Source organism: Bilophila sp. 4_1_30, assembly GCF_000224655.1.
Lineage (GTDB): Bacteria > Desulfobacterota > Desulfovibrionia > Desulfovibrionales > Desulfovibrionaceae > Bilophila > Bilophila wadsworthia.
Genome location: NZ_JH114231.1, coordinates 1,291,780 through 1,310,500 on the forward strand (window position 1 = coordinate 1,291,780; position 18,721 = coordinate 1,310,500).

Here is an 18,721-nt window from a genome sequence, read left to right on the forward strand (position 1 = left end):
TACAGGCTTCCCAGCTTCTTGCGGGCGGTGCGGGCGGGACGGATGTCGGTCACGGTCTCGACCTGAATCTTGCGGCGCGGGTCGGCGAGCGTAAGCTTGGTGCCGTTCTCCAGCGGGCGGTTCACGCGGACAAAGCCGCAGACAAGGCCCTTGGGCGCGAAACCTTCCGGCTTTTCCGGGCTGGCGACGCTCGTGATCACGCCGTCCACGCGCCCGATGGACACGTCCGCCACGCAGGTGAGCACGTCGCCGATGACCTCGCCATCCAGCAGGACCTGCGGATGCGTGTCGTGATCGGGAGACGTCACCTTGCGGGGGTCAAAGCCGCAGTAGGCATAGGTATACGTGACATTGCCGGAAGCAATGGCTTCCTCAAGGGCGGAACGGCCAAAGAAATTCTTGGTCCAGTTGCCGTTTTCATCCTTGGGCAGGGTGAAGGGCCACGGGTTATTCACGAATGCCCACGGGCCGATGTCCTGTTGCGAAAGCGGGAGCACCGCCCCGGCACGCACGGAGTCGCGGGCGGCCAGGCCGCAGGGGATGACGCCTTCGTCCTTCCCCGCTTCGAGAATCCGGTTCCAAATATCCACGATCTTGTCGTAGGGAACGAAGATTTCAAAGCCCTGCTCGCCGGTATACCCCGTACGGGACAGAAAGATCGGCGTACCGTCGGCAAGGAAAATATCGCTGTCGGCAAGTTCGATGTCGCCCTTGAAGGAGAAATAGGGCAATTTGTCGAACACGGCCTCGGGGTCCTTGAGGAGCTTGGTCATGACGCGGACCGTAGCCGGGCCCTGAAGGTCGAGCTTGCCGTATGTCCCGGCGAGATCGCGGATCGTTACGCTCTTGCCTTCGGAAGCGGCCCATGCGCGGAGCGATTCGGCAATGCGTTCGCCCTTGCCCACGTTGAGCACCACAAAGTAACGGCCTTCGCTCAGGGGGTATACGATGGCGTCATCCACCACGCCGCCGGACGCATCGAGGAACGCGCCGTAAGCGGCACGCGGACCGGACAAGGACAAATCCTTGGTAAAGGCCCACTGAAGCGCTTCCAGCGCGTCGGGGCCGGAAACCATGAGCCCGGCCATATGCCCGATATCGAACAGTCCGGCGTGCTGGATGACGGCGAGATGTTCCTTCACCGCGCCGGTGGGATACCAGAGCGGCATATCCCAACCGCCGAAATCAACCAGCGTGGCGCCGAGGGCCTCATGCGTTGCGTGTAATGCCGTTTGATGCAACATGAATGACTCCGTTTAACAGTCCCTGTTTGTGCGAAATCCCGCGCCGCCTGTGCGACGCCAGAAAGCCGACGGGACGCCCCGCCGACTCGAAAAACTCCGCAGACCGCCGGGGCGGCTACAGAATATAGGGCACCTTCAGGCTGAATCCCTTATAGACGATAAAGGTTTCGATGGAAGACACCCTGTCGTGACACTTGGAGAACTCGTTGGTGTAGAAATCCAGCAGGCCGAACTCCTCATTGAGCAGCACGGTCAGGATAAGGTCGTGCCGCCCCGTCAGGACAGCCACGGAAACCACGCCCCGCAAGTGGGAGAACACTTCGCCCTCGCCCACAAGATCCGGGGAGCGCAGCTTGATCGCCACCAGCGCCAGCGTGTGTCCGGGAAGCTTTTCCACATCGACCTGACCGCAGATGTCCAGCACGCCGTCTTCGATGAGCCGGGCTGCGCGGGTACGGACAGTCACTTCGGAGAGCCCCAGATCCGCGGCGATGTCTCGAAAAGAGGCGCGGCCATTACGCAGCGCCTTGATAATTGCCAGATTGGTTTCGTCGAGCTTGATTTTCATGACATTCCGATGGATCGGGGACTTGCGAAAGCCGGGATGCACTCCCAGAACCAGTACGCTTTTTGCAAGAACTTTTCTTTCAAAAAAGGATAGTCCTTTTCATTTTTTTATTCAACAGAAATTCCTCCTTTCTCTTTTGTTAACGATATTTTTCACAGACAATCCCTACCGGAGCGCTTTTCTCGGAAAAACAGGGAAAAAGGCTATAAAAAGTATCATATCAACGCCGTTTTTTTCTTTAAAGGTATCTTTTTTCCAAAAACGGCACGAGCATCCGACATCAAAATTTTTCCCAAAACCTTTACTCCGATCGAAAAAAAACGCAGGATAATCCATTCCCCTCTTTCGGGGCCTATCCCGTATGGGCAGCCGCTCCGCGCCGCAAGCCCTCTTCCGCCCCGGCGCATCGTGAAGAGGAGCAAGCACCTCTTTCAAACGGCCAGTTCCGGCCTTATGGCGGCGTTGGAAGGTAATCATGAAACGGGCAAAGCCATCCCCTTGATATTCGTTCCTCGTTTCGGCATTCTTTCTTTCTGAAAAAGAACGCAATCATGAATACGTGAACGGACAACCGCACATGCAAAGGACTCTATGCTGCATAACGTCGATCTCATCCTGACGCTTGCCGGTGGCCTGAGCGCAGCCCTCGTGCTCGGATTCATCACCCAGAAACTACGCATGTCCCCCATTGTGGGTTACCTGTTGGCAGGCATTATTGTAGGCCCCTATTCCCCCGGTTTCGTCGCCGATGCGGACACGGCGTCCCAATGCGCGGAAATCGGCATCATCCTGCTCATGTTCGGCGTGGGCCTCCACTTCCATCTTAAAGACCTGCTGGCCGTCCAGCGTATCGTCCTGCCCGGCGCGGCCGCCCAGATCGGGGCGGCAACCTTGCTCGGCATGGTCGTCTCGCACGGTTTCGGCTGGTCATGGGCCGCCGGGGCGGTTTTCGGCATGGCCATCTCCGTCGCCAGTACGGTCGTCCTGACCCGCGTCCTTTCCGACAACAAAGCGCTGCACACCACAACGGGCCACGTGGCCCTCGGCTGGCTGGTGGTGGAAGATCTCTTCACCATCCTTCTGCTGGTGCTTTTGCCCGCCATCGTGGGCGGCAACGAACAGTCCGAAAGCGTCTGGCACGTCCTTGCCGTTACGACACTGAAACTCGGGGCGCTCGTGGTCTTCGCGCTGGTGGTCGGCCAACGGATCATCCCCAAGCTCCTTGCCTATGTGGCCCGCACCGGAACCCGGGATCTGTTTACCCTCTCCGTCCTTGTCCTGGCCCTCGGCGTGGCCGTGGGCGCGGCCAACTTCTTCGGCGCCTCCATGGCCCTTGGCGCCTTCCTCAGCGGCATGGTCGTCGGCCAGTCCGAATTCAGCTCGCAGGCGGCCGCAGAGGCCCTGCCCATGCGCGACGCCTTCGCCGTCCTCTTCTTCGTTTCCGTGGGGATGCTGTTCAACCCCGCCTCGCTCATCAGCGACTGGCCCCTCATCCTCGCCACGCTCGGAATCGTCCTCATCGGCAAACCGCTGGCCGCCTTCATTGTGGTCAAGCTCTTCGGCAAGCCTTTGCGCATGGCCCTTTCCGTCGCAGTCGCACTGGCGCAGATCGGCGAATTTTCCTTCATCCTCGCCGCGATGGGCGTGAGCTTCGGCGTACTGCCCAAGGAAGCTTCCAGCGCGATCATCGTGACGGCGATCGTTTCCATCACCCTCAACCCCCTGCTCTACCGGCGCATCAACGGGGCGGCCCATTGGCTGGAATCCAAAGGCATCGGGCTCCCCCGCCTCGATGAAAACGAACTTTCCCACCCCGAGGGTGCGCAGCGCATCATTGTTGTAGGGTATGGCCCCGTAGGCAAGCAACTCACGGGAATCCTCCGCGACAACAACCTCGACGTGGTGGTCGTGGAAATGAACATCGATACCGTGCGGCGAGTCAGCGCGCTCGGCGAGAAGATCATCTACGGCGACGCAACACAACGCGAAGTCCTGATCCATGCGGGCGCGGAAGAGGCCGAGGGGCTCATCATTTCCTCGTCGAGCGCCCCGGCCGGGGAAATCGTGGAAGTCGCCCGCGCCATCAATCCCAACCTGCGCATCCTCGTCCACACCACCTATCTGCGCGTGGCGGAAAATCTCAAGTCCGAGGGCGTATCAGCCGTCTTCTCCGGCGAACGTGAAGTCGCCGTCGCCATGACCGAACACCTGATGCGCGACTTCGGAGCCACGGACGAACAAATCGACCGCGAACGCCGCAAACTCCGCGAACGCATGGCCTGATTATCCTCAACGTACCGTATATGCACAAACCGTGAAGGCCATATAGCCTTCACGGTTTTTTCTGAACAAGGACGCCGTGTTTTGCGTTTTCCCCCTTTCCGCTCCCATTTTTTCATCTCCCCATTTTTGCAAAAGTGTCGCATCTGCATCAGATTTGTCGGGCACAACCATCTAAAGTCCGTGGAAACATCATGATAGCCCGTTCTTTCACAACCGGCGGGCACTTTGAGGAGAGAACCATGACCGTATCCAAGAACGTGCTGATGGCGTTGCTGATCCTGAGCTATGCGACGTGGGGCGGCGGCATGATCGCCATGAAATACGCGTTCGAGTCATTTACCGCCATGCAGGTAGTTTTTGCCCGCGTGGCGTTCGCCGGGGTCATCTATCTGGCGCTGTACCGCCTGTGGAGCCATATCCCCTATCAAAAGGGCGACTGGAAATACCTGCTGGCGATGGTCCTGTTCGAGCCTTGCCTGTTCTTCCTCTGCGAAACCTTCGCCATGACCTACACCACGGCATCGCAGGGCGGCGTCATTGCAGCCTGCTTCCCCCTTTGCACCGCCGTGGCCGCATGGTTGTTCCTCGGCGAAAAGCTCACCAAGAAGACCATTATCGCCATGCTGCTTGCCGTGGCGGGCGTCGCCGGGGCCTCCCTCGCCGCCGAAAGCTCGGCTCAGGCGTCCAATCCCATTCTCGGTAACCTGCTGATGGTCGGTGCCGTCCTGTCCGCGACAGGCTACGCCGTGTGCGTGCGCTTCATTTCCCGGCGTTACTCCTTCCTGAGCATCTCCGCCATTCAGGCGCTCGGCGGGACCATCGTATTCCTGCCTTTCGTGTTCACGACGCCCATGCCCGTCAACGTCACCATGCCTGCAATCGGCGGCCTGCTCTATATGGGCCTCGGCGTGGGCTTCCTTGTGTACCTGAGCTTCAACTTTGCCCTCAAGCATCTTGAAGCGGGCATCGTCGCCCTCTTCGGCAACCTCATCCCGGTGTTCACCCTTATCTTCGCCTTTACCATCCTCGGGGAACGCCTCACGTTGGCTCAAACCCTCGGCGTCGGGCTCACGTTCATGGGCGTCATCATTGCTGCCCTGCCAGAAAAGCAACGGCAATAACCGGACAGGGGAGAGAGCCTCCACACCAGCGCTCCCTCCCCTGCTTCAGCCCCCAGCTTCTCTTACTGCAAAGCCAATAAACGAAATTTTTCTCTCCGCCACCCTCCACGTCCTTTCGAGACGCTCACTCCATCCCCTCCTGCCCAATCAAAGCATTTCCCCCCTCTCCCTTTTGCCATTACTGATAAGCGAAATCATCCTAACGCCTCCCCCTACAGGCCAGCACGCCCCAATCTTCCCCGTATCACCAATCAGCTCAACACTAAACAAAAAGCGCGGAGCCGAAGCCCCGCGCCCTTTAATCATAAAACAAAACCAACTAAACCAGTGATGCGATGTGCAACCGCTCCACAGCACGCTGGAGAGCAAGATGCGCCCGGAGCATATCCGTTTCGGCAGTCTTGGCGGCCAAACGCGCTTCCGCACGTTCCCGAGCCGCGTTGGCGCGGGCAGTATCAATGTCCTCGCCACGTTCGGCCGATTCGGCCAGAATACTCAGCTTGTTGTCGGAAACCTCAGCGAACCCGCCGGAAACGAACACATGTTCCGTCTTCCCGTCGACGCGGAAATAGAGGTCGCCAATAGCCAAAGCGGACAGAAGCGCGATGTGATGCGGCAGGACGCCGAATTCACCTTCGATACCCGGAACACCGACGTAATCCACGGTCTGGCTGACCACAACTTTGTCAGGTGTGACGATTTCGAGCTGAAGCGTGGATTCCATATCAGGCTCCTAGTTTTCCTGGCGCTTCTGGTACTTGGCCAGAGCCATATCAATGTCGCCCACCATGTAGAAGTCGTCTTCCGCAAGGTGGTCATAGTCGCCGTTCAGAATGCCCTTGAAAGCCTTGACCGTGGCTTCCAGCTTCACATAGACGCCGGGAGTGCCGGTAAAGGTTTCGGCCACATGGAAAGGCTGCGACAGGAAACGCTGGATACGACGCGCACGAGCCACGACAAGCTTGTCGTCGTCGGACAGTTCGTCCATACCGAGGATGGCGATGATGTCCTGAAGCTCTTTGTACTTCTGCAACACCTGCTGCACGCCGCGAGCCACGCCGTAGTGCTCTTCACCCACAACGTTGGGGTCAAGAATACGGGAGGTGGAGTCAAGCGGGTCCACGGCGGGGTAAATGCCAAGTTCCGCAATCTGACGGGAAAGCACGAGCGTACCGTCAAGGTGCGAGAAGGTGGTCGCCGGAGCCGGGTCGGTCAAGTCGTCGGCGGGGACGTATACGGCCTGCACCGAGGTGATGGACCCCTTGTTGGTGGAGGTAATACGTTCCTGCAGCGAACCGAGGTCGGTGCCGAGAGTGGGCTGATACCCCACAGCGGAGGGCATACGACCGAGTAGAGCCGACACTTCCGAACCAGCCTGCGTGAAGCGGAAGATGTTGTCGATGAACAGCAGCACGTCCTGATTTTCCTCGTCGCGGAAGTATTCCGCGCAGGTGAGGGCGGTCAGGGCCACGCGGGCACGGGCTCCCGGAGGTTCGTTCATCTGGCCGTACACGAGGGCGGCTTTCTCGAGAACACCCGCGTCCTTCATTTCATGATACAAGTCGTTCCCTTCACGGGTACGTTCGCCAACACCGGCGAACACGGAGATACCACCGTGCTGCTTTGCGATGTTGTTGATCATTTCCATGAGGATAACGGTCTTGCCCACACCGGCGCCGCCGAACAGACCCATCTTGCCGCCCTTCGGGAAGGGAACGAGCAGGTCCACGACCTTGATGCCGGTTTCCAGCAGTTCCACCGAAGTGTTCTGCTCCACGAAGCTCGGGGCTTCGCGGTGGATAGGCAGATATTTTTCAGCCTTGATGGGGCCCATTTCGTCAACGGGACGGCCCACCACGTTCATGATGCGCCCAAGAGACGCCGCGCCCACCGGAGCCATGATCGGCTTGCCGGTATCCACGACGTCCATGCCGCGGACAAGACCTTCGGTCGCGTCCATGGCGATGGTGCGTACGACGTCGTCGCCCAGGTGCTGGGCCACTTCGCAGATCAGATCAGGCGCATCGCTATTGTTGGGGTTTTTGATTTCCAGAGCGGTCAGAATATTTGGCAAATGACCGTCGGGAAACGCCACGTCAACGACTGCGCCGATGACCTGAACGATTTTGCCGATGTTTTCACTCATAACGATTGCTCGCTCCCTTATTTCAGAGCTTCCGCGCCGCCAACGATATCAATGAGCTCGTTGGTGATGGATGTCTGGCGCGTCTTGTTGAAGAGCAGCGTCAGGGCACCCACCATTTCGTCGCAATTGCGCGTGGCGTTGTCCATAGCGGACATCCGGGCAGCGTTTTCGCTCGCGGAAGTGTCCAGCAGGCCACGGTATATCTGCACATTGACGAACCGGGGAAGGATTTCGGCAAGGAGCTTCGTCACTTCTGGTTCGTAAGTGTATTCTTCGGACACTCCCTGAGCGGAAGCGCCGTCTGCGGCGGAATCAGCCGTTGCGGGCGCAGCAGCCTCCACCGGCAGCAGGGTCTGAACGAGAGGAACCTGTCTTGCCACGGACACGAACTTGCCATAGATGAGGGTCACCTCATCCATCGCCTTGTGCGTGTAGCCGCTCACCACATCCTTACCGATACCGGAAGCAAGGGAGAAGTCGAAGCTGCCCATGACATCCGCATACGCCGACAGGACTTCAAAGCCGGTCTTGCGGATAGCGTCGCGTCCTTTTTTACCCACGCAGATGAACTTGACGGTTTTTCCTTCGGCCGTCTTCGTCCGGGCGGCGTCAAGAGCCTTGGCGATGAGCATGGCGTTGAAGCCGCCGCACAGGCCGCGATCCGAAGTAGCCAGAATGATCACCGAGACATGGCACTCGGCACGGCGCTCGAGAAGCGCATGAGCCGAGCCGTCGGACTTGGCCGCAAGATCGCCGAGCACAGCCTGAAACTTTTCCGCGTAGGGGCGGAAACGCTCAATGCGGGACTGGGCGCCGCGCAGCTTCGCCGAGGCCACCATGTTCATGGCCTTGGTGATCTGCTTGGTCTTACGGACCCCGACGATCTTCATTTTGACGTCTTTCAACGAAGGCATGCGCTACCGTCCCCTAGGCATTATAGCCTTTTTTGAACTCAAGGATGGCGTCCTTCAGACGGGCTTCGAGATCGGCGTCCAAGACTTTGCGGGCAACGATGTCGTCCAAGATGTCCGACTTGGCGCCACGGATGAAGTCAAGGAAGTCGCGTTCGAAAGCCTGCACGGAAGCAACCGGCACATCATCCATGAAACCGCGGGTGGCGGCATACATGGACACGACCTGTTCCTGAGTGGGCATGGGCTGGTACTGGGGCTGCTTCAGCAGTTCCACCAGACGCGCGCCGCGTTCCAGCTTCTGCTTCGTGGACTTGTCCAGATCGGAGCCGAACTGGGCGAAAGCGGCCAGTTCGCGGTACTGGGCGAGATCCAGGCGCATCGTGCCAGCGACCTGCTTCATGGCCTTGATCTGCGCGGAACCACCCACGCGGGATACCGAAAGGCCCACGTTGATGGCCGGGCGGATACCGGCGTTGAAGAGGTTGGGTTCCAGGTACACCTGACCGTCGGTGATGGAGATCACGTTGGTGGGGATGTACGCGGACACGTCGCCAGCCTGCGTTTCGATGATGGGCAGAGCGGTCATGGAACCGGCCCCCAGACTGTCGTTCACCTTCGCCGCGCGTTCAAGGAGGCGCGAGTGGAGGTAGAAGACGTCGCCGGGGTAGGCTTCACGTCCCGGAGGACGACGGAGCAACAGGGACATCTGGCGATAGGCCACAGCCTGCTTGGACAAGTCGTCGTACACGATGAGGGCGTGCTTGCCGTTGTTGCGGTAATATTCGGCCATGGTGCAACCGGAGTAGGCCGCGATGTACTGCAACGGGGCCGGCTCGGAAGCGGTAGCCGAAATGATGGTGGTGTACTCCATGGCACCATGCTTGCGCAGGGTGTCGGCCACGAGCGCGACAGTGGAGCGTTTCTGCCCGATAGCCACATAGAAGCAGTGCACGTCGGAATTCTTCTGGGCAAGGATGGCGTCGATGCAGATGGCGGTCTTGCCGGTCTGACGGTCGCCGATGACCAGTTCGCGCTGCCCGCGGCCGATGGGGGTCATGGCGTCGATGGCCTTGATCCCGGTAACCATGGGTTCGTGCACGCTCTTACGGGCGATGATGCCGGGAGCTTTCACTTCCACGGCGCTGAATTCGGTGGCTTCAACCGGTCCGAGACCGTCGACGGGCATACCGAGGGGGTTCAGAACGCGCCCCATGACGGTATCGCCGATCGGCACGGAGAAGATGCGGCCGGTACGTTTGACCGGATCGCCTTCTTTAATGCCGGTATCTTCACCAAGCAGGGCTACACCCACGTTGTCTTCTTCCAGGTTGAGCACCATGCCCAACAGTCCGCCGGGGAACTCGAGAAGCTCCATGGACATGGCGTTCTGCACGCCATATACACGGGCGATCCCGTCCCCTACGGAAAGCACTGTGCCGGTTTCGGTGGCATCGACACGCTGCTCGTAGTTCTGGATCTGCTCTTTGATGATCTTGCTGATCTCGCCTGCATTGATATGCATGATCCTATTCACCCCTCTTGATGATGTCTCTGAGGATAGCCAATTGAGCTCGAAGGCTCGCATCCAGCACGTTCGTCCCCCACCTGAAGGACGACCCCGCCGAGGATGGAGGGATCCACTTCGAACTTCAGCGCGATCTGTTTGCTGGTTTGCTTTTCGAGTCTGGCAAGGATGCCAGCCTGCTGCTCTTTGCTGAGGCTTACGGCAGTCAGGAGCTTGCCGCGAACAACGCCCCAAGCCTCATCAAGGAGCTTGCCGAACGCTTCGGCAATCTCTTCAAAAAGAGGGAGACGTTCCTTTTCTGCCAGCAACGAGCAGAAATTTTTTATCATGGGGTCAACGTCAAGCTTGTCGAGAACCTGTGACAGGACCTTCTGCTTTTCGGCGACGCTGATGACGGGGATGTGGAAGAGCCGCACCAGCTCAGGGGAGTCTTCAAGAACCCCTTCAAGAGCGGACAGATTTTCCCCGTACTGCTCCAGCTTGGCCATGCCTTCCTGCTGCCCCAAGGCGAAAAGCGCCTTGGCGTACCGCTGTGCCACGATGTCGCCGTTCAATTGAGCACCACCTTTTTCAGCGCGTTGTCGATGAGCTTGACATGCTTCTTCATATCAAGCTTCTCCTTCAGGGTAGCTTCCACAGCCTGCACGATTTCGTCGGCCATCTGGCTCCGCAATTCCTCAATGGCTTTCTTCGTTTCGCTGTCGGCAGCGCGGTGCGCGGCGTTGCGAATCTTTTCCGCCTCTTCGAGGGCATCGGCGACAAGCGCCTCACGGATGGCTTCGCCACGGGCCCGGCTGTCTTTGAGGATGGTTTCGCACTCGGCATCAAGGCTGTCGATCTTCTCGATCATGGCGGCGAGCTGCTCTTCCGCGGCGGCCTTGCGGACGGCGAGGCTGTCGAGTTCGTCGACGATGGCGGCCCGCCTGTTGCTCAGGCCGTCAACAATCGCTTTCCCGGCGGCACGCCACAGGATGTACAAGAAGACGCACACGTTGCCGACACGGGCCAGTAAGTTGATCCACGGATTGTACGGATCGCTGAAATGGGAAACGACACCCAGCAGAATCAGGGTGGCCACGGCCACAATACCGTCTCTGGACAAGAAAAAAGAGGCTAGCGCTTTCAAGGGGTCCCCCGAACTCTGAGTTATGCCAGAAGCTTCGCCATGGCGGCTTCGGTGAATTCGTGCATTTTCGCCTGAAGCGCACGGCGGGTCACACCGGCGTCGGCGCGCACGGCGGCCTGCGTCGTCCGCACTTCGGACTGGGCATCCTTGCTGGCGGCATCAAAAATGCGCGCCCGTTCCAGTTCGCCCATGACCTTGCCGTCCTTGCGGTAGATGGCGGCGGCTTCGCGCGCTTTGCGGAGTTCCGACTCGTACTCATCCAGAAGCTGCTGCTTTTCCGCGGTGAACGCTTCGATTTCGCCGATCAGCCCTTCCACGTTGTCTTTGCGCTTACGGATGATCTTTCGGATTGGCGAGATCAAAAGATAGTTGAGCACAACCAGAGTGACAAGAAAGTTCGCCAACTGGATCCATAACGTAATATTAAGATCTACCACGCGGAAACTCCCTTCATACAAAACGGATAAACGTATAGAATGCGGGCATTATATACGAACCAGCAAAATGTGTCAAAGGTTCTCCGCAAAAGCAAAAGATCACAATCCGCTTTTGTGGGAAACGGATGCTTTACCGCACTCCACAGCGAACATTCACCATTTCAAGCGGCTAGTCGGCACATGCCGTCCGTTTTCTCCGGAACAGCGCCTTTCCCCATCTTTGTGAAAAAAATATTATTTAAGCGAACAGAACAGGCTCCGTTATGTTTTGAACAAGAAACGGCGCATGGAAATATTCAGGACCAGCCCGATCAGGGAAAAATTGACGACCGTGGCGCTGCCGCCATAGCTGATGAAAGGGAGGGGGATGCCGACCACCGGCATGATCCCCACTACCATGCCGGCGTTGATAAAGATTTGCCAAAAGAAGTAAATGAAAATCCCCGCCGCGAGGTTGCTCCCAAACCGATCTTTGGCCCCCCGCACCGTCTCGAAAATACTCAATAAAAAGAGACTGAACAGCGCCATGAGCGCGACGCAGCCGACAAACCCCCATTCCTCACCGAACACGGCGATGGCAAAGTCGGTATGCTTTTCCGGGAGAAAGCTCAGCTTGCTCTGCGTGCCCTCAAGGAAGCCTTTACCCCATATCTGTCCGGAACCAATGGCGATTTTTGACTGGATGATGTGGTATCCCGCCCCTCGCGGATCATTGGACGGATCGAGGAACGTCATGATGCGCTGCTTCTGGTAGTCGTGCAGCGCGAACCACGCCATGGGAAGCAGCAGCGGAATGCTGATGAGGCAGACGAGCAGCACCCGCTTCTTGAGGCCGTGGTACAAGATCATGCCGCCAAGAATAGCCAGCACGGTCAAGGCCGTCCCGAGGTCAGGCTGGCATACGATGAAAGCCGCAGGGATACCGCCCACGCACGAAACCTGAAAAAGCTTCTTCCACGACAACGGCTCGCCGTCCAGCGAGAGCACCTGCGCCCCCATGAGCAACACGGCGATCTTGGCCATTTCACTGGGCTGGAAGTGGAAGAATCCCAGATCGATCCAGCGGCGCGCGCCGTAGATGACTTTCCCAAAGATAGGGATCAGGCAGAGGGAAAAGAGCACGATCAGAAAAAAAGGGAGGGCCATAGCCTGCAAATGGCGGTAATCGAAGCTCATGCAGGCGACCATGGCGATCAGGCCGAACGCCCCCCAGATCATCTGGCGCTCATAGTACGGGGCAAGGCTGATGCCATCCTCCACCCTGACGCCGCTGGCGGAATACAGGTTGCCGATGCCCACCCAGAACAGCAAAAGCGTGGTGGCCACAAGCCCCCAGTTGATATACGTCAGCAGTCTCCGATCTATCGCCATGTAGCAACTCCTGACGGGGCTCCGCCCCGTACCCCGGCAGGGCGCCGCCCTGCACCCGCCGGGAGGCGAGCCGCCCCCCGGACCCCGGCACAAACGGAACCGCCCGAATATGTTTCTTCTATCCTCATAGGACGATTAACGAGATAATACTTTATCGGAAGACGTAGCTTCGCATCCCCCACCCACCGAACAGGGATTCGATAGCGTTGAAGTTTTTACGGGAGGAGGTCCGGGGAGGGCGCTTTATGCAAAAAGCGCCCTCCCCCGCTTCATTCCAAAATCAATCCTCACGCACCGTACGGGTTACCGCCCTCTGCGGCTGCGGCCCAAGCGGAGTCCCATAAAGGATGTTATACACGTCGCGGGCTACCGGACCGGCCGCCGAACTGCCGCCGCCCCCGTGCTCCAGCATGACGACAACGACCACATCCTTTCCGTCCTTGCGGCCGTATGAGGCAATCCACGCGTGGTCGCGCTCCAGATACGCCATTTCCGCCGTACGCTGCCGGCGCTCGCCGACCATGCGGATCTTGACGACCTGCGCGGTCCCCGTTTTGCCGCCGATGACGGCATCCGTGCGGCGCAGAACCTTGGCCGTGCCGACATCCGCCGTAACGCGCATACCTTCCAGCACCAATTTACGGGCCTCTTCGCTGAAAGGGATGTTTCCCCGCACTTCCGGCTTGGCATCAACCAGAAGCTGAGGCTTCATCAGCTTGCCGCCGTTGAGCAACGAACTCACAAAATTCGCCATCTGGAGCGGCGTCACCAGCGTGTACCCCTGCCCGATGGAAACATTAAGCGTTTCACCGCGATACCACGCCTCACCCGAGCGGCGCTTCTTCCACGCCTTCGACGGCACAAGACCGGATTTCTCATGCGGCAGATCGATGCCCGTAGGCGCGCCGAATCCGCACGCCTTGGCAAAATTCTCAATGCGGTCGATGCCGAGCTTCTCGCCGAGCACATAATAATACACGTCGCACGAATGCAGGAGCGACTGGATCATATCCACGGCACCGTGCCCCCCCTTCCGCCAGCACCGGAACTCCCGGTTGCCGAGCTTCACAGCGCCGGTACACACGACCCGGAACGATGGGGAGATGCCCTCCTTGAGGAAAAGCCCCGCCATCATGAGCTTCCAGACCGAGCCGGGCGGGTACACGCTCTGGATGGCCCGGTTCTGAAGCGGATGGAAGGGATCGTCGCGCAGCGCTACCCAGTCCTTCTGGGACAGACCGCCGACAAACACGTTATTGTCGTAGGAAGGGTTCGTCACCAGCGCCAAAAGCCGACCCGACTGCGGTTCCATGACCACGATGCTGCCCGTCTGATCGCCGAGCAGCGCCGCGAGCTGCTTTTGCAGCTTGGTATCGAGGCAAAGCTGAAGGTTTTCCCCGTTCTGCGGTTCCTCAACCAGCGTTTTCCCGAGGGAACGCCCGAGGACATCGACTTCGACGTTGTACAGCCCCTTGTGCCCGCGCAAACGCTGCTCGAACACATACTCAAGTCCTTGCTTGCCCACCGTGTCGCCGAGGGCAAGGTATGGATCGGCGGCAAGCTCCTGCTCGTTGGCTTCCGCCACGTACCCGAGAATATGCGCGAATTCCTTGCCTTCGGGATAATAGCGCTTGGACCGAGTGACGATTTCCAGCCCCGGCCAGTGCATGAGCTGCGCCTCAATGCGCGCGACCTGATCGAAAGGCATGTCGTTGAGCAAAAGGATCGGCTCGAAAGGCTTCACCTTGCGCCGGTCCTGCTGAAAACGGTTGGTAAGCTGCTCCAGCGGAATGCCCGCCCACTCGCTGACTTGCGCCAACGTGGCGGAAATGTCCTTGCAGTCCTCCCGGATCAGGGCCAGCCCGAAGGCGGGCCGGTTTTCGGCAAGCAACGTGCCCTTTACGTCACGGATAAGGCCGCGCGAAGCGTATACCGACTCCTGCCGCAGGTGGTTGGCCTGCGCCTGCTGCGCAAAATCGGCCCCACGATGGATCTGGAGATACCAAAACCGGATGACGAACGTGAAGAACAGCAAGCCGACGAGGCACTGCAACAGCACAAGCCCGCTCTTAGGCGGCTGATAGCCTTCGGTTTCAAGCTGTATTGTTTTCATTGGGGACCACCCACCGGCGCGCCATCATGCTGCATTGCCAAACAAACGGCGTCAGCAGCGCTTGGAGAATGCTTTCGTCCAGCAGCTGCGTCGTGTCGAGAGGAATAAACTGAAGCCGCGTCATCAGCCAGATGACGCCGTAATGCGCCAAGCCGATACAGCCGCTGAGGAGCAGTACGAACAGCCAGTTTTCCGTCTCGAACATCCAGCGCCCGATGAAAAAGAGCGTTATGACCAGAAGGTACCAGAGAACGGACGTGCCAAAATCCAGCGTGCCCACGCCTTCCTGAACGAGGATGAGCGCGAGCAGCACCACGGCAAGCTGAAAAGGGCGGCGCTCCTGCAAGGCCAGAAACAAACCGGCAACCAGGACATCCGTACCGGGCAGCGCCTGCTGGAGGGCAAGGCCGAGCACGAAGAAGGCCACCCACCACAGGATGTTGAGCGTCATGGACGACTCCGCAGCGGCAGCCCGGGCGGGGGCGTCGGGCCGCTCAGGAAAAACGGCGCGTCGGGACGGGGCGGACCGGGAATCGTAGAGCCCTGCTGGCCGGGCTGAGGCTGTGCGCGCTGCGCGGCGGGGCTGCCCGCCGAATCAGACGAGGGCGAGCGCGGAGCTTCCAGCACACCGGACAACGAGCCGGAAACGCTGGAGCCTTCCACACGGGAAATGAGCAATAATTCTTCAAGATCGGACAACGTCGCCAGCGGAGCGGCCTGGATGGACTGAAACGGCGAAAGATCCGAAGGCGTGGCCGACAGCACCCGCGCCACGGGGATCCCCTTGGGGAACGCATCGTCGAGGCCGGACGTGACCAGAATTTCACCGGCGCGGATCACATCGTTATGCGACACGAAACGCATCTCCAGCGGCTTGTCGGGTCCTCCGCCCACGAGTACGCCCTGAATGCGGCTCTCCTGGCTGATTACCGCGATACGGCTCCCCGGATCGACGAGCAGGAGCACCGTGGCCGAACTCGGCCCGGCCCGCAGCACACGACCTGCGACGCCCTGCGGGGTCATGACCGGTGTCCCCGGAATGGCTCCCGTCATGTACCCGCGCCCTATGAGCACGGACGCCAGCGCGGAATTCGCCCCCATGCGCCCGGCGAGTACGCGGGCCCCGAGCGTCTGCCAGCCTTCCGGCGGCGTAAGCGTGAGCAGGCGGCGCAAGCGGACGAGTTCGGCACGCTCCTCCGAGGCCATCAGCAGCTTATGGCGGAGCTGTTCGACCTGCTTCTTGAGCTCGTCATTCTCCTCACGCACGTCCACGAGATCGAGATAGCGGTTCCACGCCCCCATGACCGTATCCTGCACCATGCGCACCGATTTGAGGACGACGCCCGAGGCTTCGAGCCCTGTGTTGGCCGCGAAGTTATCGAGGATATGGGTGCGCTGGTTCCAGCTGTACATACCGAGATACATCAGCAAGGCGAGAGCGGGAATCAGCAGGATGTGCTTGGGAGACATGCTTTGTCCGGAGAAGGGCCCGCCGATCGGCGGCGGAATCCAGAGGAAGGCGGAGATGAACCGGTCCGCAGAACCGGCAGGGAGCCGGGCTGCGGACCGGAAAGCCTGCGGGGGCATCCCCCGGCAGGCGCACTATCAGTCAATACAGACGTCGCCAAGCTCATTGAGATTGTCGAGCGCGCGACCGGTGCCCATAACGACCGTGGACAACGGATCTTCCACCACAGTGATGGGCAGAGAGGTTTCTTCGCGCAGGAGCTGGTCCAACCCCTTGAGCAGCGCGCCGCCGCCGGTGAGGACAATGCCGCGATCCACAATGTCGGCGGCAAGTTCCGGGGGGGTCTGTTCAAGAGCGATGCGCACGGCCTGGACGATGCTGTCCACCTGTTCGGAAATGGCCTTGCGGACTTCCTCCGAGGTGATGATGATGTTCTGCGGGATGCCGGTCACGAGATCGCGGCCCTTGACCTCGATCTGCTGCTCGGGGTCCATCGGATAGGCGGAGGCGATCTTGATCTTGATCTCTTCCGCGGAAGATTCACCGATCAGCATGTTATACTTGCGCTTTACGTGCGTCATGATGGATTCGTCCATCTTGTCGCCGCCGACGCGCACCGAGCGGGAATACACGATGCCCGACAGGGAGATGACCGCGACTTCCGTGGTGCCGCCCCCGATGTCCACCACCATATTGGAGGTAGGCTCCTGAATCGGGAGGTTGGCCCCGATGGCAGCGGCCATGGGCTCTTCAATAAGATAGACTTCGCGGGCGCCCGCGCTCTGGGCGGATTCCTTCACCGCGCGCTTTTCCACCTGCGTGATGCCGGTGGGCACGCACACCATGATCCGGGGCCGGACAAGGTGACGGCGGGAATTGTGCACCTTGGAAATGAAATGGCGAAGCATGGCTTCGGTCACTTCAAAGTCGGCGATGACCCCGTCCTTCATGGGACGGATAGCCTGGATGTTGCCCGGGGTACGCCCGAGCATACGCTTGGCGTCCTGACCGACGGCCAACACCACGCTGTTGCCGCGAGAGTCCTTCTTGACGGCGACCACGGAGGGTTCGCGCAGGACGATGCCCTGCCCCTTCACATACACGCAGGTATTGGCGGTCCCCAAGTCGATGGCGAGATCGTTGGAAAACGCGCCGAGAATAAAATTCACGAGTTTTGGCATACAGGATTGCTCACTTGTCTTCTCTATGGGCCAAACAAGATCTGTCGATCTTCAATCAGTACCGGAAGTGGAAATTAGGAGAGCCGGAGGGAACTGGCGAGACGGTCCGTTTGCAAAAACCGCACGCTCTTTTCAGCTTTCCGTTTTGCGGGTAGCTTAGTTCAGTCGCGAAGTGTTGGTCCAAAAACGCCCCGCTGTCAAGAGCAACCTCCGGCGGGTTTTGAAAACCTACAACACATAGTAAATATTTTCAATGTATAACAATCAAGGTCAAAATATATGTACCGCCACGGCGTTGGCGGCTATCCGACCGAAAGGCCCGTTTTGATGCATACATGGAATACATTCACCGTCCATCTCCGCCAACGCTTCGGCCAGAGGGTCCAAAAGATCCCTCTCGACGCGGGGGCAAGCTGCCCCAACCGTGACGGGACGCTCTCCCGCGCGGGCTGCACCTTCTGCAACGCCATAGGTTCCGGCTCGGGGCTCGGCCTTGCCGGAATGAACCTCCCCGCCCAGTGGGAGCACTGGCGCGAGCACTTCCGCAAGTCCAACCGGGCCTCGCTGTTCCTCGCGTATCTGCAGTCCTTTTCCAATACCTACGGCCCCGCCTCCCGGCTCGCGGCGATGCTGGAGATTTTCCGCATCCTGCCCGATCTCGCCGGGGTTTCCGTGGGAACCCGGCCCGACTGCCTCGATCCCGAAAAAATGGCTATCCTCGGCGCCGCGCCGTGGAAAGAAAAATGGCTTGAGCTTGGCGTCCAGACGCTGAACGACGCCACCCTGCGCCGCATCAACCGGGGGCACGACGCGGCGGCCTCGGCCCGGGCCATTGAGCTGGCGGAAAAAACCGACGTGCAGGTCTGCGCGCACCTCATGCTCGGCCTTCCCGGTGAAACGCCGGACGACGTGCACGCCACCGTCCGCCGCCTCAACGCCCTGCCCGTCCACGGGGTCAAGCTGCATAACGTCTATGTCTGCCGGAATACGGCGCTCGAGCGGGCCTACCACGCCGGAGACTACGTCCCGCTGACGGAGGACGCCTACGTCGAACTTGCCGTGGATGCCCTCACGGAACTCCGCCCCGACATCATCATCCACCGCGTCGTCGCCGATCCCGCTCCCGGCGAACTCGTCGCCCCCGACTGGGCCACCCGCAAGGGCGACCTCGTGCGGTTCATCCAGCACGCCTATCATAAGAGGCGTGGAGGGGCGTAGAAAACT

18 protein-coding genes and 1 pseudogene are annotated in these 18,721 nt (G+C 59.6%); 3 read left to right on the forward strand and 16 right to left on the reverse strand.

Features of this window, described 5'->3' with window-relative positions:
- The 3 genes from HMPREF0178_RS05785 to HMPREF0178_RS22445 all read right to left on the reverse strand — a co-directional run.
- Positions 1-1,244: aminomethyltransferase family protein (locus HMPREF0178_RS05785; RefSeq protein ID WP_009379808.1), on the reverse strand; the 1,244-nt coding region annotated here is incomplete at its 3' end.
- Between the two features lie 115 nt (positions 1,245-1,359).
- Entirely contained in the window at positions 1,360-1,812 is a 453-nt protein-coding gene (locus HMPREF0178_RS05790; RefSeq protein WP_009379814.1) for an Lrp/AsnC family transcriptional regulator, read from the reverse strand.
- A gap of 165 nt (positions 1,813-1,977) precedes the next feature.
- Entirely contained in the window at positions 1,978-2,361 is a 384-nt protein-coding gene (locus HMPREF0178_RS22445; RefSeq protein ID WP_232281204.1) for a hypothetical protein, read from the reverse strand.
- Positions 2,362-2,403: 42 nt separating this feature from the next.
- Here HMPREF0178_RS22445 and HMPREF0178_RS05795 point away from each other — a divergent pair, with 42 nt between their 5' ends.
- The gene (locus HMPREF0178_RS05795; protein WP_009379816.1) at positions 2,404-4,095 is read left to right on the forward strand and encodes a cation:proton antiporter; all 1,692 of its coding nucleotides are present in this window, start codon (positions 2,404-2,406) and stop codon (positions 4,093-4,095) included.
- A gap of 6 nt (positions 4,096-4,101) precedes the next feature.
- Here HMPREF0178_RS05795 and HMPREF0178_RS22450 read toward each other — a convergent pair whose 3' ends face one another.
- On the reverse strand, positions 4,102-4,266 hold the full coding sequence (locus HMPREF0178_RS22450) for a hypothetical protein (protein ID WP_157134892.1): 165 nt from the start codon (positions 4,264-4,266) through the stop codon (positions 4,102-4,104).
- Between the two features lie 68 nt (positions 4,267-4,334).
- On the opposite strand from HMPREF0178_RS22450, the gene HMPREF0178_RS05800 reads away from it, so the two are divergent.
- Complete coding sequence (locus HMPREF0178_RS05800; protein WP_009379818.1) at positions 4,335-5,216, forward strand: DMT family transporter; 882 nt, start codon at positions 4,335-4,337, stop codon at positions 5,214-5,216.
- Between the two features lie 319 nt (positions 5,217-5,535).
- Here the strand turns inward: HMPREF0178_RS05800 and HMPREF0178_RS05805 are convergent, their stop codons facing one another.
- The 12 genes and pseudogenes from HMPREF0178_RS05805 to HMPREF0178_RS05860 form a co-directional block, all read right to left on the reverse strand.
- A complete protein-coding gene (locus HMPREF0178_RS05805) occupies positions 5,536-5,940 on the reverse strand; it encodes a F0F1 ATP synthase subunit epsilon (RefSeq protein ID WP_005028817.1) in 405 nt (134 codons plus the stop codon).
- A gap of 9 nt (positions 5,941-5,949) precedes the next feature.
- Positions 5,950-7,362, reverse strand: a complete 1,413-nt coding sequence (gene atpD / locus HMPREF0178_RS05810; RefSeq protein WP_009379821.1) for a F0F1 ATP synthase subunit beta — start codon at positions 7,360-7,362, stop codon at positions 5,950-5,952.
- Between the two features lie 17 nt (positions 7,363-7,379).
- Complete coding sequence (locus HMPREF0178_RS05815; protein WP_009379824.1) at positions 7,380-8,276, reverse strand: F0F1 ATP synthase subunit gamma; 897 nt, start codon at positions 8,274-8,276, stop codon at positions 7,380-7,382.
- Between the two features lie 13 nt (positions 8,277-8,289).
- Positions 8,290-9,798, reverse strand: coding sequence for a F0F1 ATP synthase subunit alpha (gene atpA, locus HMPREF0178_RS05820; protein WP_009379826.1), 1,509 nt, complete (start codon positions 9,796-9,798; stop codon positions 8,290-8,292).
- Positions 9,799-9,802: 4 nt separating this feature from the next.
- A pseudogene (gene atpH, locus HMPREF0178_RS05825) lies at positions 9,803-10,355 on the reverse strand (ATP synthase F1 subunit delta).
- On the reverse strand, positions 10,352-10,879 hold the full coding sequence (locus tag HMPREF0178_RS05830; protein WP_232281205.1) for an ATP synthase F0 subunit B: 528 nt from the start codon (positions 10,877-10,879) through the stop codon (positions 10,352-10,354). The pseudogene atpH and the gene HMPREF0178_RS05830 overlap by 4 nt, the downstream one beginning before the upstream one ends.
- 68 nt (positions 10,880-10,947) lie before the next feature.
- Complete coding sequence (locus tag HMPREF0178_RS05835) at positions 10,948-11,364, reverse strand: ATP synthase F0 subunit B (protein ID WP_005028810.1); 417 nt, start codon at positions 11,362-11,364, stop codon at positions 10,948-10,950.
- Between the two features lie 261 nt (positions 11,365-11,625).
- Complete coding sequence (rodA, locus tag HMPREF0178_RS05840) at positions 11,626-12,735, reverse strand: rod shape-determining protein RodA (RefSeq protein WP_009379833.1); 1,110 nt, start codon at positions 12,733-12,735, stop codon at positions 11,626-11,628.
- Positions 12,736-13,015: 280 nt separating this feature from the next.
- Positions 13,016-14,848: a penicillin-binding protein 2 gene (gene mrdA, locus HMPREF0178_RS05845; RefSeq protein WP_009379835.1), complete on the reverse strand. Its 1,833-nt coding sequence runs from the start codon at positions 14,846-14,848 to the stop codon at positions 13,016-13,018.
- Entirely contained in the window at positions 14,829-15,299 is a 471-nt protein-coding gene (locus tag HMPREF0178_RS05850; protein WP_009379837.1) for a hypothetical protein, read from the reverse strand. Before HMPREF0178_RS05850 ends, mrdA begins: the two co-directional genes overlap by 20 nt.
- The gene (gene mreC / locus HMPREF0178_RS05855) at positions 15,296-16,318 is read right to left on the reverse strand and encodes a rod shape-determining protein MreC (RefSeq protein WP_009379839.1); all 1,023 of its coding nucleotides are present in this window, start codon (positions 16,316-16,318) and stop codon (positions 15,296-15,298) included. Before mreC ends, HMPREF0178_RS05850 begins: the two co-directional genes overlap by 4 nt.
- Before the next feature lie 135 nt (positions 16,319-16,453).
- Positions 16,454-17,497 (reverse strand): rod shape-determining protein, encoded by a 1,044-nt coding sequence (locus HMPREF0178_RS05860; protein WP_005028805.1) that lies wholly within the window; start codon positions 17,495-17,497, stop codon positions 16,454-16,456.
- A gap of 327 nt (positions 17,498-17,824) precedes the next feature.
- Between HMPREF0178_RS05860 and HMPREF0178_RS05865 the strand changes: the two genes are divergently transcribed.
- Positions 17,825-18,715 (forward strand): TIGR01212 family radical SAM protein, encoded by an 891-nt coding sequence (locus tag HMPREF0178_RS05865; RefSeq protein ID WP_039958775.1) that lies wholly within the window; start codon positions 17,825-17,827, stop codon positions 18,713-18,715.
- Positions 18,716-18,721: the final 6 nt, after the last annotated feature.

Coding starts and splice junctions, on each gene's coding strand:
- HMPREF0178_RS05790 (WP_009379814.1), bottom strand. CDS start 1,812: ATGAAAATCAAGCTCGACGAAACCAATCTGGCAATTATCAAGGCGCTG.
- HMPREF0178_RS05795 (WP_009379816.1), top strand. CDS start 2,404: ATGCTGCATAACGTCGATCTCATCCTGACGCTTGCCGGTGGCCTGAGC.
- HMPREF0178_RS22450 (WP_157134892.1), bottom strand. CDS start 4,266: ATGGTTGTGCCCGACAAATCTGATGCAGATGCGACACTTTTGCAAAAA.
- HMPREF0178_RS05800 (WP_009379818.1), top strand. CDS start 4,335: ATGACCGTATCCAAGAACGTGCTGATGGCGTTGCTGATCCTGAGCTAT.
- HMPREF0178_RS05805 (WP_005028817.1), bottom strand. CDS start 5,940: ATGGAATCCACGCTTCAGCTCGAAATCGTCACACCTGACAAAGTTGTG.
- atpD (WP_009379821.1), bottom strand. CDS start 7,362: ATGAGTGAAAACATCGGCAAAATCGTTCAGGTCATCGGCGCAGTCGTT.
- HMPREF0178_RS05815 (WP_009379824.1), bottom strand. CDS start 8,276: ATGCCTTCGTTGAAAGACGTCAAAATGAAGATCGTCGGGGTCCGTAAG.
- atpA (WP_009379826.1), bottom strand. CDS start 9,798: ATGCATATCAATGCAGGCGAGATCAGCAAGATCATCAAAGAGCAGATC.
- rodA (WP_009379833.1), bottom strand. CDS start 12,735: ATGGCGATAGATCGGAGACTGCTGACGTATATCAACTGGGGGCTTGTG.
- mrdA (WP_009379835.1), bottom strand. CDS start 14,848: ATGAAAACAATACAGCTTGAAACCGAAGGCTATCAGCCGCCTAAGAGC.
- HMPREF0178_RS05850 (WP_009379837.1), bottom strand. CDS start 15,299: ATGACGCTCAACATCCTGTGGTGGGTGGCCTTCTTCGTGCTCGGCCTT.
- mreC (WP_009379839.1), bottom strand. CDS start 16,318: ATGTCTCCCAAGCACATCCTGCTGATTCCCGCTCTCGCCTTGCTGATG.
- HMPREF0178_RS05860 (WP_005028805.1), bottom strand. CDS start 17,497: ATGCCAAAACTCGTGAATTTTATTCTCGGCGCGTTTTCCAACGATCTC.
- HMPREF0178_RS05865 (WP_039958775.1), top strand. CDS start 17,825: ATGCATACATGGAATACATTCACCGTCCATCTCCGCCAACGCTTCGGC.